Origin of the sequence: Halorubrum distributum JCM 10118 (assembly GCF_000337335.1) — an archaeon.
Classification (GTDB): Archaea; Halobacteriota; Halobacteria; order Halobacteriales; family Haloferacaceae; genus Halorubrum; species Halorubrum distributum.
Map to the genome: position 1 here is coordinate 33482 of NZ_AOJN01000063.1, position 13572 is coordinate 47053.

A 13572-nucleotide genomic window follows, 5' to 3' on the forward strand; every position below is an offset into this window, starting at 1 on the left:
GTTTCGTTGCGCGTCGTCACTCCTCGTCGTCGCGCCGTTCGAGGTCGGCGACGATGTCGTACGGGTCGGTCCCCTTCCGGACCGAGTCGAGGATGAAGAACGCCTCGTCGGGCGCGAGGAAGTGCCGCGTCACCCCGCGGCCGAGCGGCGTCGGCTCGAAGCCGTCGATGAAGTTCCACTCTAGCAGCTTCCCGAGCGCGTGCTTGGTGGGGACCTCGCCGATCATCCGGTCGTTGAGGCGCTTCGCCTTCTTGCCGGCGACGACGACGTTCGCGAGCGTCTCCTCGGCGGCCGCGGTCTCGTCGTAGTGCGTCGCCACGTCCTCCATCTCGCCTTTCAGCAGGGTGAACGCCACCTCGTCCTCCGTGCGGTCCATCGACCCGTGGTAGACGCCGTCCGGCTCGACGAGGAGGTAGACGCGGCCGCGGTCGTGGTAGTCGGGGCGTCCGGCGCGCCCGAGCATCTGCGAGAACTCCTGGACCGAGAGCCACTCGATCCCCATCGCCAGCGAGTCGAAGATCACCTGCGAGGCGGGGAAGTCGACGCCGGCCGCCAGCGCCGCGGTGGTGACGACCGCCGAGAGGTCCTGGTTCCCGAACTGGCGCTCGACCTTCTTCCGGCGGCCGTAGTCGAGCCCGGCGTGGTACGGCGCGGAGTCGTACCGCAGCTTGCGGCTGATCTCGTGGCAGCGCCGCCGCGAGTTCGTGAAGATGATCGTCTGCCCGCGGTACCCCTTCGAGGACTTCGTGTCGAACTCCCGCTTGACGAGCTTGTCCGCGATCTGCGCCTTCTCCCGGCTGTCCGCGAACGTGACGTGTCGCTCGATGGGGACGGGTCGCTCCTCGTACTCGATGAGCGTCGCCCGGAGCTTCTCGGCGAGCCACTCGGGGTTCCCGACGGTCGCCGAGAGGTAGACGAACTGGGTGCCGTCGTAGCCCGCGTGGGTCTCCATCCGATCCTCGCTGTAATACTTCAGCCGCGAGATGAGCCCGTCAAGCCGGTGGCCGCGCTCGCCCTCCTTCAGCGTGTGGACCTCGTCGATGACGACCGTGCCCACGTCGCCCAGGTCCTTGCCGGTCCGGAGCGCGTGGTCGATCCCCTCGTAGGTGCCGACGATCACGTCGGCGTGCGGGTCGAAGCGGTTGCCGTCGTCGTTCACCCGCGAGGAGCCGACCCGGATGGAGACGTCGAGCAGGTCGCCGTAGCGGTCCTCGAAGTCCTCGTGCTTCTGGTTGGCGAGCGCGACGAGCGGGACCAAGAAGAGCAGCTTCCCGTCCCCCTTCAGCGCGCGGTCGATCCCGGTCAGCTCGCCGACGAGCGTCTTCCCCGTCGCCGTGGCGCTCACCACGAGCTGGTCGTCGCCGTCGAGCAGGCCGTTCCGCACGGAGAGACTCTGGACCGGCAGTAGCTCCTCGAAGCGGCCTTGGAGGTGCGAAGAGAGGTCCGGGTGGAGGTCGAGGTCCTCGGTCCGGACCGGGGAGACGTCGTCGACGTTCGCCGACACCTCGTCGTACTTCGTGAGGTCCGGGTCGAGTCCACCTTGGAGGAGGCTCACGATCCGGTCGAGGTCGCCCGACTCGTACAGCAGCTCCTCGAGGCGTTCCTCGGCCGCGCCCGTGAACTCGCCTTTGTACGACAGTTCGCGCTCCAGCTCCCGGCGGGCGCAGTCCCGGCAGATCAGCTCGCCGTTGTGGTCGATGGCGTCCTCGCTCGTGATCGGCCCGTAGCGTCCGTCGCTCGCGCAGCGCCGGCAGGTCCGGACCGCCGTCGCCTCCAGCTGGTAGCCGTCGAGCATCTCCTTCAGCCGCGCCCGGTTCTCGGGAGTGGTCTGCTCGGAGATGCGGATCCGGCCGGCCGCGCGGGCGAGGTCGACGAACTCGTCCGGCTGGCGGGGGTGGTCCTCGCCGTCGCGGATCACCCGAAACTTCCCCGGGCGCGGGCCCGCGGAGGTCTCCTTGAGCTCGAGCCGCCCGCGGAGCACGCGCTTGCCGTCGCGGTTCGCGACGACGGTGTAGTCGCTCCGCGCCTCGTGGAGGAACAGCGTCTCGACCTCGGCCAGCTGCTGTGACACTGCCGTGCGGTACGCGAGCGAGGTATTTCAGGTGTTCGGCTCGGGGATCGGAACCGGTCCGGAGACTCGCGGCGCCGCGGCTACGTCACGCGAACGCGCGGAGAAAAGCCCGCCTCACGGACGGGGGTCGAGGTGGTCTACGAGACGAGCAGCTTCTCGCCGCGGTCGACCGTGATCCGGCACGGCGGGGAGAGCTTGTTGTACGCGCGGCGGAACGCCTCTTTCACGACGGACGCCTGCTCGACGTCGCAGTACGCCGTGAAGACGACGTCGTCCTTGTTGAGACGCGCCGCGGTGCCGACCGGCTTACCGAACGCCTGCCGCATCCCGTCGGAGACGCGGTCCGCGCCGGCGCCGGTCGCCTGCTTGTTCTCCCGGATGACCTGGTGGGGGAACTTGCGGAGGGTCATCTTGTAGTTGCCCTCGCCGAGCTCCTTGATCAGGTGGCGGTTCGCCGAGAGGCGCGCGCTCTCCAGCGAGCCGTGTCGGACCTGGAGCTCCTCCTCGACGCGGAGGCTGATCTGGACGGGGTAGTCGTCCGGCTCCGCGGAGAGGTCGCCCATGTTGTGCTGGGCGATCTTCGAGCCGGGGATGCCCGTGATGTACTCGCGGCGGGTGTACGACGGCTTGTCGATCGTCCGATACATAGAGGCGGGTTTGTCAGACATGGCTACTTGTCCGATGTAGCCCGCGCTGCGGCGATAAACCCTTCGATAGCGAGGCGGCTTCGTCGGCTCTTCGGGGGGCAGCGGCGGCGTTCCGCCTCGAATCGCGGTCCGCGTTGACACGCCGCCCGGCTCACTCCTCCGGCGTCGGGTCGAGCGCGACGTGGTCGAACCCGCGGTCCGCGAGCCGCTCCGCGGCGCGGTCGGTGACCGACGGCGCGACGAGGACGCCGCGGACCGCGGGGGCGTCGCGGTCGGAATATTCGTCCTCTTCGGTATCCTCGATCCCCAGTTCCTCGCGGAGCGCCCGCACGTACCGGGCGAGTTGCCCGACGGCGTCCGGGCCGACGCGCCGGCGCTTCAGCTCGACGACGACCGGGGTCCCGTCGGCGTCGACGCCGAAGACGTCCATCGGGCCGGCGCTGGACGGGCGTTCGGTCTCGCGGGGCTCGAATCCGGCCTCGACGAGGTCGGGTCGCTCCAAGATTCGGGTCCGGAGGTCCTCCTCGCTGCCGTGGAGGTCGAGGTCGCGCCCGCCCGTCACGGCCATCGCGGAGAGCTGGTGGACGTCCGAGAAGCGGACCGTCAGCGTCTCGTCGGGATTGCTTCGGGTCGAGCGCACGCGGAGCCGCCCCTCGCGCACCGCGGCGTGGTGTTCGGATCCCGGTGGCTGCCAGTTGACCGGCTGGCGCCCCTCGTCGGTGTGGACGAGGGCGGCGCCGTCGGGCTTCAACACGAGCAGCCGATCGCCCGCGCCGAGGTCCGAGGCGGCCCGACCCTCGTACGAGACCGTACAGCGGCCGAACAGGCTGACGAGATCGCCGCGCTCGAAGGCGTCCTCCAGCTCCCAGAGGGCCTCGCGGTGGCTCGGGTCGTGGACGCTCGTAACTGTCACTGGCCTCCGTAGGCGGTTGCGAGTGAAAAAGGGCGCGCGCCGGGGGCGGATGCGGCTCAGTCGCCGCGCCGCGACACGACGATGCCGGCGACAAATAGGATCGCCCCGAGCGCGAAGGCGGCGACGCGGAGCGTCGCGTCCGAGACGAGGATTCCGGCCAGCACCGATACGCCGAACCCGGCGTGTAACACCGCGGTCAGGTTCATGGGATCGGTACGACCGCGTCGCACAAAAGCCGGTCGAAGGCGGCGGTGCGGTCGGTGGGCGGGCTGCGTTGAGCCCGGATCAGGTGCCGTGCTCCCAGCTCCCCATGTACTTGCGCTGCTCGTCGCTGAGCGCGTCGTACTCGACGCCCTCGGCTGCGAGCTTGATGTCCGCGACCTCGCGGTCGAGATCGTCGGGCACGTCGTGGACGCCGGCGTCGTACGCGTCGCCGTTCGCGGCGAGCTCGCGGACGACGACCGCCTGGACGCCGAAGCTCTGGTCCATCACCTCGACGGGGTGGCCCAGGGCGATGGGCGCGGCGAGGTTGACGAGCCGGCCCTCCGCGATGACGTTCAGGACGCGGCCGTCGGGCATCTCGAACCCCTCGACGCCGTCGCGGACCTCGTAGCGGTCGACCGCGAGGTCGTCGAGGTCGTCGAGGTTCACCTCCACGTCGAAGTGGCCGGCGTTCGCGAGGAGGACGCCGTCGCTCATCTCCTCGAAGTGCTCGCGGGTGATCACGTCGCGGTTGCCGGTCGTCGTGATGAACACGTCGCCCTTCTTCGCGGCCTCCTCCATCGGCAGCACTTCGTAGCCCTCCATGTGGGCTTCCAGGGCCTTCCGGGGATCGACCTCGCAGACGATGACGTTCGCGTTCTGGCCGGCCGCCTTCTTCGCGACGCCCTTCCCGCACTGGCCGTAGCCGCCGACGACGACGTTCTTCCCGGCCCACGAGAGGTTCGTCGTCATCGCGATGGTCGCGAGCGACGACTCGCCCGTGCCGTGGACGTTGTCGAACAGCTGCTTCATCGGCGTGTCGTTCACGGCGAAGACGGGGTAGTGGAGCTCGCCGTCGGCGTCCATCGCGCGCAGGCGGTCGACGCCGGTGGTCGTCTCCTCGGCGCCGCCGACGATGGAGTCGATGAGGTCGGGGTACTCCTCGTGGACGAGCTTCACCATGTCCATCCCGTCGTCGACGGTGATGGTGGGCCCGTGGGCGATACAGGCGTGCATCGCGTCGTAGTACTCGTCGTCGTCGACGCCGCGGACCGCGTAGGAGGTGATCGACTCGTGGGCGTCGAGCGCGGCCGACACGTCGTCGTGCGTCGAGAGGGGGTTACAGCCGGTGATCGCGACCTCGGCGCCGCCCTCGGCGAGCAGCTCGACGAGGTTCGCGGTCTTCGCCTCGACGTGCATCGCCATCGCGATCGTCTCGCCGGCGAGCGGCTGCTCGTCGACGAACTCGTCGCGGAGCGCGTTCAGGATCGGCATGTGCTGGAGCGCCCAGTCCATCTTCCGGCGCCCTTCCTCTCGGGCCGCTTCGACGTCCGAGAGGTGCTGTGACACCGGCGAATACGCGGTTTCGCTCATGCCTCTCGGTTCGCTCACGGCGCACTAAACCCTGCCGACACGGAGTGCGCACGCAAAAGGAAAGTCGGTTCTCAGCGAGCGACGCTCGCGTTACCGACCCGAACTGCGGACCGCGTCGTCAGTTACCGCCGGGGCCGCCAGCGTGGTCCGGCGGGCCGCCGTCGTCGTCGTCGTCCTCGTCCTCTTCATCGTCTTCATCATCCTCCTCGTCGGCGTCGTCTTCGGCGTCGTCGTCTTCGGCGTCGTCTTCCTCAGCGTCGTCGTCTTCGGCGTCGTCGTCTTCGGCGTCGTCTTCCTCAGCGTCGTCGTCTTCCGCGTCGTCACCGCCCGGACCGGCGTGGGCCGGCGGGCCGCGCTCGTCGCTGTCGTTCTCGCCGTCGGGGCCGCCCGCGTGGTCGGGCGCGTTGCCCGGCGCGCTGTCGTTCTCGTCGCTGGCGTTACCGTCGTCAGGGCCGCCGGGGCCGCCCGCGTGGTCGGGGGCGTTACCGGGGTTGTTCTCCGTCACGAAGTCCGAGACCGCGCTGCCGATGCCGCCGTCCCGGTCCTCGAGGCTCTCGATGAACTCCTGGACGAGTTGGCCGAACGCCTGCTCGTCGGCCTCGTCGCCCTCGTCGCCGACGGTGAGGTCGGCGGTCGTCGAGACGCTCTCGTTCTCGTACTCGGCGGTGATCTCGACCGTGACGTCCTCCTCGGCGGCGGGGAGCGTCACCGTGCCGTTGGCGTCCGTCTCGTACTCGCCCGTGCCGGCGTAGGAGGCGTTCTCGCCCGCGTCGTCGGCGAGCTCGACGGTGATCGAGGCGTTCTCGGCGGGGTCGTCGTCGTTCGTCACCGTGACGACCGGCTCGCCGTCGGTGTTCTCCACGTCGAGTTCGAGGCCGTCGGGCGCCTCGATGTCGACCGTCTCGGAGACGCTCTCGTTCTCGTACTCGGCCGTGACGTTCACCGTCACGTCCTCCTCGGCGGCGGGGAGGTCGACGGTGCCGTTCTCGTCGGTCTCGTAGTCGCCCGTGCCGGCGTAGGAGGCGTTCTCGTCGGCGGTCGTGACGTTGACCGAGGCGTTCTCGACCGCGGTGTCGTCGTTGGTCACCGTGACGACCGGCTCGCCGTCGGTGTCCGCCACGTCGAGTTCGAGCCCGTCAGGGGCTTCGAGGTCGACCGTCGTCGCGGCGGTGTCGTTACCCGCGGCGGCCGTGACTTCGACCGTCACGTCCTCTTCGGGCGCTTCGAGGTCGACGGTGCCGTTCGCGTCCGTCTCGTACTCGCCCGCTCCCGCGTACGACTCGTTCTCCGCGTCGACCACGCTCACGACGACCGTGGCGTTCTCGACGGCGGTGTCGTTCTCGGTCACCTCGACCGTCGCTGTCCCGTCCGCGTCCGTGTCGACGGCCACTTCGAGGTGGCCGTCGGCGGCCGCAACGCCGGTCATCGCGCCGAGCGCGACGACCGCGATCAGGAGGATGGCTGTCGTGCGTTTGCTCATGTCCACTCGGGTCCACTCCCTGTTCACGTATAAATAGAGAAGTCCGTTAACGCGGTTTAATTCGGTTTGTATCCGGGTTAACGGCGCTGAGGAGTTTGTTTTGGGAGATCGGAGGTTCGGCGGCGGTTTCGACGGTGATCGCCCCCGGTTTCGACTCTGCCATCGCTCGCGCGCACTGCGTCGTTTACCTATCGCCTGTTCGCGCCGCGTCTGCTGGCGCGGTGACTACCGACGGAACCCCGGCGGCTCGTTTATAAAAGGTAGCTAGCGGAACGACGGCGAACGCCTCCAAAGCCCCAGTCGCGAGGCCGACGTACGCTCGCTGCGCGCTTCACTCGGTCGCTCACTACGTTCGTTCCCTCGTTCCAGTGCTTGCGTCGCCTACGTCGGCCTCGCGACTGCCCCTTTGAATCCCACCCGACCGCACCGCACAGCGCCTCACACCTCCCCAACCTCGCGGCTCCCTCCGCTTCGCTTCGGTCGCCGCGTCCCTCGCGCGTGCTCCTCGCGGCCGCCTCTGGCGACCACTCGGAGGCACGCGCCACCGCACTCTCATTTATAAATGGGACGTGAATCCCGGATTCGATATTTAAATACTGCCTACGTGGGTCGGCTTCGCGCTTCGCGTTCGGTTGCGGTCGCGCAGCGCGCTACGCCGATTCGACCCGCTCGACGAGGTCGCGCGCGGCGTTCGCGGCGCGCTCTTGGACCGCCTCGGCGTCGAGCGTCAGCACCTCGCGGTCGCGCATCAGGACCTGGCCGTCGCAGACCGTGTGGCGCACGTCGCTCCCGCGGGCCGCGTACGCGAGGTGCGAAACGGGGTCGTGGACGGGCGTCAGGTGCGGCGCGTCGAGGTCGACGACCGTGAGGTCGGCGGCCGCGCCCGCCTCGATCCGGCCGCCGGGGAGGTTCAGGGCGTCGGCGCCGCCGGCGGTCGCCATCTCCACGACGGCCGCCGCGGGGACCGCGCTCGCGTCGTCCGCGGCCAGCTTCCCGAGCATCGCGGCGTCGCGCATCTCGTCGAACACGTCGAGGTCGTTGTTCGAGGCCGCGCCGTCGGTGCCCAACGCGACCGTCACGCCCGCCTCGCGCAGGCGCTGAACCGGCGCCATCCCGCTGGCGAGCTTCATGTTCGAGGCCGGACAGTGGACGACCGCGGTCCCCGCCTCGGCGAGTCGGTCGACCTCGGAGTCGTCGACGTGGACGCCGTGCGCGAAGAAGTCGTCCGGGCCGAGCGCGTCGATCTCGGCGGCGTACGCGATCGGCCGCTCGCCGCGCTCCTCGACGATCGGCTCCACCTCGTCGGTCGTCTCGTTCGCGTGGAGGTGGATCGGAATCCCCGCCTCGCGCGCCTCGGCGACGCCCTCGCGCAGGAACTCCTCGCCGACCGTCGTCAGCGAGTGCGGCATGAACGCGGTGCGGACCCGCCCGTCCGCGGCGCCGTCGAGCTCGCGGGCGACCGCGAGGCTCTCCTCGACGTCCGCCCGGGCGTCCGCCTCGTCCTTCCCGACCGTGACGACGCCGTGCCCGAGTCTCGCGCGCAGCCCCGCGCGGTCGACGGCGTCGGCGACGCGGTCCATCGCGAAGTACATGTCCGCGAACGCGGTCGTCCCCGACCGGATCATCTCTACGGCGCCGAGCTCGGCGCCCGCCTCGACGTCGTCCGGCGTCAGTTCGGCCTCCGCCGGCCAGATGTCCTCGCGGAGCCACGGGTCGAGCGGCTTGTCGTCGGCGTACCCGCGGAGCAGCGTCATCGCGACGTGCGTGTGCGCGTTGACGAGCCCGGGGATCACGAGCGACCCCGACGCGTCGAGCGTCTCGGCGGCCGCCCCGCCGACCGCCTCGTCGACCTCGCTCGGCGACCCGACGGCTCGAATCGTTCCCTCGTCGCGGTCGACCGCGACGTCCGCCCGCTCGACCCGGCCGTCCGGCCGGAGCACTCGTCCGCCGGTGACGCGGAGGTGGTTCATGTCCGCTCGTTCCGCCCGCCGAACCAAACGCCTTCGGTTCCTCGTCCCCGCGCGTCGACCCCGCCCGTCGACCGATACGCTCGTCGAAACACTCCTTCACGAACGATACGACTTTATCTACCGATCGAAACGAACGGGTATGGCTCTGAACCGCATCGTCTCGGCGCTCACCGCTGGGAAGCTCCGGATCGCCGTCGTCGGGCTGCTCGTCGTCGCCGCCGCGGTCGGCGGGGCGTTCGCCCTCGGCGTCGTCGGCGTCCCGAGCGTCGCCGCCGTGAACAACTCCTTCGGCGACGTGACGAACGAGACGACGGTCGTCGAGACCGACCTGGTCGTCTCGAACCCGAACCCGATCGGGGTCGGCCTCGACGGCGTCTCGATCGACTACACCGTCTCGATGAACGACGTCGAGATGGCGAGCGGCGGCCGCGAGGGCGTCAGCGTCGCCTCCGGAAACTCCTCTATCGCGTTCGAGACGGATCTCGAGAACGACGCGATCCCGCCGTGGTGGACCAGCCACGTCGAGAACGACGAGCGGACGACCGTCGCCATCGACGCGACGGTCACCTCGGACCTGCTCGGCCGGAGCGCGAACCTCACGCGGACCCGACAGGTCGAGACGGACCTCATCGGCGCGTTCACCTCCGACGAGACGCGCCCGGTGAACGCCGACGCGCCGCTCGTCGACGACCCCGTGCTCTACGTCAACGAGACGCGCGGACGGTGGGGAACGGTGAGCGAAGAGGAGACGCCGATCGAGATGGAGTTCGACGCCTACAACCCCAACCTCGAACCGTACGTGGTCTCCGAGATCGGCTACGACGTGACGATGAACGGCGTCGAGATGGGTTCCGGTTCGACCGACGAGGAGTACGTCATCCCCTCGTACGGCTCCGAGACGGTCGAACTGTCCGCCGCGCTCCGCAACGAACGCCTCGACGAGTGGTGGGTCACCCACCTCAACGAGTCCGTCAACGGCCACCAGGTGAGCGACCTCCGGATCGAGTTCTACGCGGTGGTCGAGCTCCCCTCCGGCGAGGAGCTCACCGTCCCGCTGGACGCGCTGACATACGAGGAGACGGTCGAGACGGACATCTTCGACGAGGGGCTCGACCGAGGCGAGGGGAGCGACACCGGAGACTCGACCGACGCCGAGGGCTCCGACGACGGCGAGAACACCAGCGACGGGGGCAGCACCAGCGCCGACGACAACACGACTGACGACGGCGACTCCGGCGACGACTCCGGCGACGACGGCGGACTGCTTCCCCTCGCCGCCGACCGATAACCGCGGCCGCCTCCCGCACCTCGGACCGTTCCTCCCGCTCGCCGTCCGAACCTTCTTGCCCGCCCGCGGCCGCGTTCCGCCATGGCAACCGACGCCCAGCAGGCGTGTTTCGAGGCGGGGATCAAGTTCGGCTCGCTGTACCACCAGTTCGCCGGGACGCCCGTCAGCCCGTCGAGCGCGCGGAGCCTGGAGGCCGCGATGGCGGAGGCGATCGAGAACCAGCCGCACTGCGAGGCGGTCGAGGTGACGGTCCACGACGACCGCGTCGCGGACGCCATCGACCACGAGAACGGCTACACCGAGCTCACCGGCTCGCTGATGGACGTCCGGATGCGGATCGCCTACGAGGGCGTCACGGTCCGCACGCGCATGGAGCTGGAAGACGGGTACCCCCTAATGAAACTCGTCGAGGTGGTCGACGGCGGCCGGCCGGGCTCCGGCGACGCCGACTCATCGCCCGACGCCGACTCCTCGCCCGACGCCGACTCCTCGCCCGACGCCGACCCGAACGCTTAGTACCGCGAACCGCCTACGACGAGCCGAACGGCGGCCGACGCTCCCGATCTCCCGCTTTCAGAGACTCACATGGTCGACAGACGACACGACGGTCGGACGGACCGAACCGGCTTCGACGAGACGAAGAACTACCTCTCCGAGGCCCTCGGCCGCGTCGTGCCCCGATCGGTGGCGCGGCGAGCGATCGAGGTGACCGTCAGCACCGACGCCGCCGAGTACGCCCCCGACGAGCCGGTCGCGATCACAGTCGCGATCCGCAACCGCCTGCCGGTCCCGGTCGAGGTCCCCACGACGACCCGCCGCCTGTGGGGGTGGGCGGTCGACGGCGTCTTAGAGGCCACCGACGAGCGACGCTACGTGTCCGCCGAGGAGTCCTCGCTGTCGCTCCGGGCCGGCGAGACGAAGCGCGCGACGGTCACGTGGAACGGGCGGTTCCGCCGCTCCGACGAGGACGGGCTCGACCGGTCGGTCCGGGCCGAGCGCGGCGACCACAGGATCTCCGCGTTCGTCCCGGTCCCCGACGCCGACGAGCGTCACGAGGACGCCACGCAGATCCGGATCCGGTAGCCGGCGCTCGCCGGCCCGCTGTCAGCTTCTCCGCCGAACCAGACGGCCGAAAACGAGGGCGGTCAGTCGTCCGCTTCGGTCACTCCCGCGCCGGGGCGGGCCGCGTCGTCGACCGCGGGCTCGTCGACGGCGCTCGCGAGCGCCTCGTCGCGACGCAGGTGACACGCCGAGTAGTGACGGCCGTCGGTGAGGTCGGACGGCACCTCGTAGGCGGGCGTCGTCGTCGCGCAGACGCTCTGGTCCGCGAACCGCTCGCTGAGGATCTGTTCGGCGTCGTCCCATTCATCGCGCTCGATGTGCCCGAGCGCCTCGTCGAGCAGGGTGCCGGCGTCGCCGCTCGGCACCGCGTTTTCGAAGTACCGCGACCGGAGCGCGTCGGGGTCGGTCTCCTCGAACGCCCGGCGCTCGACCGCGCGCTGGAACTCCACGACGTTCCGCCAGGCGTCCTCCGTCATGTCGTACTCGTCCGGCTGGATCACCTTCGGACACCGCGTCCGGAACCGGCAGCCCGAGGGCGGGTCGATCGGCGAGGGCACGTCGCCCGAGAGGAGCGCCTTCCGCCCGCCGCTCCGCGGGTCCGGGACCGGAATCGCGTCGAGCAGCGCCCGGGTGTACGGGTGTTTCGGGTTCTCGAACAGCTCCTCTTTGTCGGCCAGCTCGACGACGTTCCCGAGGTACATCACCGCCACGCGGTCGGAGATGTGGCGGATGACGCTCAGGTCGTGCGCGATGAACAGGTAGGTGAGGTCGAACTCCTCTTGCAGCTCCTCCATCGTGTTGAGCACCTGCGCCTGGATCGACACGTCGAGCGCCGACACCGGCTCGTCGCAGACGATGAAGTCGGGGTTCACCGACAGGGCCCGCGCGAGGTTCACGCGCTGGCGCTGCCCGCCGGAGAACGCGTGCGGGTACCGGTTGTAGTGTTGCGGGTCGAGCCCGACCTTCTCCAACAGCTCCTTCGCGCGGGCCTCCCGGCCCTCCTCGTCGAGCATGTCGTGGGCCTTCATCGGCTCCTCGACGATCGGGCCGACCTTCATCCGGGGGTCGAGCGACGACTGCGGGTCCTGGAAGATCATCTGCATGTCCTTCCGCATCCGCCGCAGCGGCTCGCCGGACAGCTCGGCGAGGTCCTCGCCCTGGAAGTAGACGCTCCCGCTGGTCGGTTCGAGCAGCCGGAGGACGGTGCGCGCGAGCGTCGACTTCCCGCAGCCGGACTCGCCGACGAGCCCGAGGGTCTCCCCCTCCTTGATGTCGAAGCTCACGCCGTCGACGGCGCGGACGTCGGAGGTCGACCGGGAGACGTACGGGAACTCGTCGTCGAGTTGGACGCCGGCGAGGAGTCCGCTCTCGTTGTCGAAATGCTTCTTGAGGTCCCGGACCTGTAACAGCGCCTCGGGGTCCGACTCCGGCGGGCCGACTTCCGTCATTCCGCCTCACCCCCGGTCTCGGTGAAGCCGGCGGAGAACCCGCCGGTGGCCTCCGTCTCGATCGGCGGGCTCTCGTCGTACCCCACGCCGAACGCGTCGTGTTTCACGCACGCGGCCGTGTGCGGCGCCTCGCCCTCGTCACTCAGTTCCCGCGGCTCGGGGTGGACCTCGCGGCACACCTCCCGCGCCTCGGGACACCGCGAGTGGAACCGACAGCCGGCGGGCGGATCGATCGCCTCCGGCATCACCCCCTGGATCGGCCTGAGCTCGTCGACCGTCCGGTCGGGACGGGGCATCGAGTCGAGCAGCGCCGACGTGTACGGGTGTTTCGTGTCGTGGAACAGGTCGTCCACCTCGGCCTGCTCGATGATCTCGCCGAGGTACATCACGTTGACGCGGTCGCAGATCTCCGCGACGACGCTCATGTCGTGGGTGACCCAGATGAACGAGGTGTCGTACTTGTCCTGGAGCTCGGTCACCATCTCCAGGATCTCGCCCTCGACGGTGACGTCGAGCGCGGTCGTCGGCTCGTCGGCGATGATCAGGTCGGGCTGGCAGGCGAGCGCCATCGCGATCAGCACGCGCTGCCGCATCCCGCCGGAGAACTGGTGCGGGTACTCGTCGTACCGGGACTCCGGCGCCGGAATCCCGACCTCCCTGAGCATGTCGATCGCCTCTTCTTTCGCCTCCTCGGCCCCCAAATCGCGGTTAATCTCGATGAACTCCCGGAGCTGCCCCCCGACGGTGAACACGGGGTTCAAAGACTCCATCGGGTCCTGGAAGATGATCGCTATCTCGCGGCCGCGGATCCGCTTTCGCATCTCCTCTTCGGTGAGCATCTCGTCGCGGGGGCGCAGCTCGCCGTCGTCGCCCTCTTCGAGCCCGAAGATCGTCTCGCCTTTGAACTCGATCTCGCCGCCGACGATCTCGCCGGGGCTGTCGACGAGCCGGAGGATACTGGAGGTCGCCACCGACTTTCCGGCGCCCGACTCGCCGACGAGGCCGACGATCTCCCCCTCGTGGACGTCGAAGGAGATGCCGTCGACGGCGCGGACCGTGCCGTCCTCGGTGAAGAACTGTGTCTTGAGATCGCGTACGCTGAGTAGTGGTTCGCTCAT

12 protein-coding genes are annotated in these 13572 nt (G+C 69.5%); 3 read left to right on the forward strand and 9 right to left on the reverse strand.

What is annotated here, in order from left to right:
• Positions 1-16: 16 nt before the first annotated feature.
• From C466_RS14205 to C466_RS14230, 7 genes are all read right to left on the reverse strand, one after another.
• Positions 17-2071, reverse strand: coding sequence for a DEAD/DEAH box helicase (locus C466_RS14205; RefSeq protein ID WP_004599152.1), 2055 nt, complete (start codon positions 2069-2071; stop codon positions 17-19).
• Positions 2072-2208: 137 nt separating this feature from the next.
• The gene (locus tag C466_RS14210; protein ID WP_004599151.1) at positions 2209-2739 is read right to left on the reverse strand and encodes a 50S ribosomal protein L16; all 531 of its coding nucleotides are present in this window, start codon (positions 2737-2739) and stop codon (positions 2209-2211) included.
• A gap of 130 nt (positions 2740-2869) precedes the next feature.
• Positions 2870-3631, reverse strand: coding sequence for an endonuclease NucS (gene nucS / locus C466_RS14215; protein WP_004599150.1), 762 nt, complete (start codon positions 3629-3631; stop codon positions 2870-2872).
• Between the two features lie 56 nt (positions 3632-3687).
• On the reverse strand, positions 3688-3837 hold the full coding sequence (locus C466_RS17055) for a hypothetical protein (protein ID WP_004599149.1): 150 nt from the start codon (positions 3835-3837) through the stop codon (positions 3688-3690).
• 79 nt (positions 3838-3916) lie between these two features.
• The gene (locus C466_RS14220) at positions 3917-5206 is read right to left on the reverse strand and encodes an adenosylhomocysteinase (RefSeq protein WP_004599148.1); all 1290 of its coding nucleotides are present in this window, start codon (positions 5204-5206) and stop codon (positions 3917-3919) included.
• Positions 5207-5324: 118 nt separating this feature from the next.
• Entirely contained in the window at positions 5325-6686 is a 1362-nt protein-coding gene (locus C466_RS14225) for a hypothetical protein (protein ID WP_004599853.1), read from the reverse strand.
• A gap of 650 nt (positions 6687-7336) precedes the next feature.
• Positions 7337-8656 carry an amidohydrolase gene (locus C466_RS14230; protein WP_004599146.1) on the reverse strand — a complete coding sequence of 440 codons (1320 nt, stop codon included), beginning with the start codon at positions 8654-8656 and terminating at the stop codon, positions 7337-7339.
• A 139-nt stretch (positions 8657-8795) separates the two neighbouring features.
• Here C466_RS14230 and C466_RS14235 point away from each other — a divergent pair, with 139 nt between their 5' ends.
• From C466_RS14235 to C466_RS14245, 3 genes are all read left to right on the forward strand, one after another.
• A complete protein-coding gene (locus C466_RS14235; protein ID WP_004599145.1) occupies positions 8796-9944 on the forward strand; it encodes an LEA type 2 family protein in 1149 nt (382 codons plus the stop codon).
• An 81-nt stretch (positions 9945-10025) separates the two neighbouring features.
• Entirely contained in the window at positions 10026-10460 is a 435-nt protein-coding gene (locus tag C466_RS14240) for a dihydroneopterin aldolase family protein (protein ID WP_004599144.1), read from the forward strand.
• A gap of 69 nt (positions 10461-10529) precedes the next feature.
• Complete coding sequence (locus C466_RS14245) at positions 10530-11027, forward strand: hypothetical protein (protein ID WP_004599143.1); 498 nt, start codon at positions 10530-10532, stop codon at positions 11025-11027.
• Positions 11028-11089: 62 nt separating this feature from the next.
• Here the strand turns inward: C466_RS14245 and C466_RS14250 are convergent, their stop codons facing one another.
• Positions 11090-12454: an ABC transporter ATP-binding protein gene (locus C466_RS14250; protein WP_004599142.1), complete on the reverse strand. Its 1365-nt coding sequence runs from the start codon at positions 12452-12454 to the stop codon at positions 11090-11092.
• A complete protein-coding gene (locus C466_RS14255) occupies positions 12451-13572 on the reverse strand; it encodes an ABC transporter ATP-binding protein (RefSeq protein WP_004599141.1) in 1122 nt (373 codons plus the stop codon). The genes C466_RS14250 and C466_RS14255 overlap by 4 nt, the downstream gene beginning before the upstream one ends.

What these genes read in the sequence shown, in the direction of transcription:
- C466_RS14245 (WP_004599143.1), top strand. Translation starts at nt 10,530, where the DNA reads ATGGTCGACAGACGACACGACGGTCGGACGGACCGAACCGGCTTCGAC.
- C466_RS17055 (WP_004599149.1), bottom strand. Translation starts at nt 3,837, where the DNA reads ATGAACCTGACCGCGGTGTTACACGCCGGGTTCGGCGTATCGGTGCTG.
- C466_RS14240 (WP_004599144.1), top strand. Translation starts at nt 10,026, where the DNA reads ATGGCAACCGACGCCCAGCAGGCGTGTTTCGAGGCGGGGATCAAGTTC.
- C466_RS14210 (WP_004599151.1), bottom strand. Translation starts at nt 2,739, where the DNA reads ATGTCTGACAAACCCGCCTCTATGTATCGGACGATCGACAAGCCGTCG.
- C466_RS14250 (WP_004599142.1), bottom strand. Translation starts at nt 12,454, where the DNA reads ATGACGGAAGTCGGCCCGCCGGAGTCGGACCCCGAGGCGCTGTTACAG.
- C466_RS14230 (WP_004599146.1), bottom strand. Translation starts at nt 8,656, where the DNA reads ATGAACCACCTCCGCGTCACCGGCGGACGAGTGCTCCGGCCGGACGGC.
- C466_RS14225 (WP_004599853.1), bottom strand. Translation starts at nt 6,686, where the DNA reads ATGAGCAAACGCACGACAGCCATCCTCCTGATCGCGGTCGTCGCGCTC.
- C466_RS14255 (WP_004599141.1), bottom strand. Translation starts at nt 13,572, where the DNA reads ATGAGCGAACCACTACTCAGCGTACGCGATCTCAAGACACAGTTCTTC.
- C466_RS14220 (WP_004599148.1), bottom strand. Translation starts at nt 5,206, where the DNA reads ATGAGCGAAACCGCGTATTCGCCGGTGTCACAGCACCTCTCGGACGTC.
- C466_RS14235 (WP_004599145.1), top strand. Translation starts at nt 8,796, where the DNA reads ATGGCTCTGAACCGCATCGTCTCGGCGCTCACCGCTGGGAAGCTCCGG.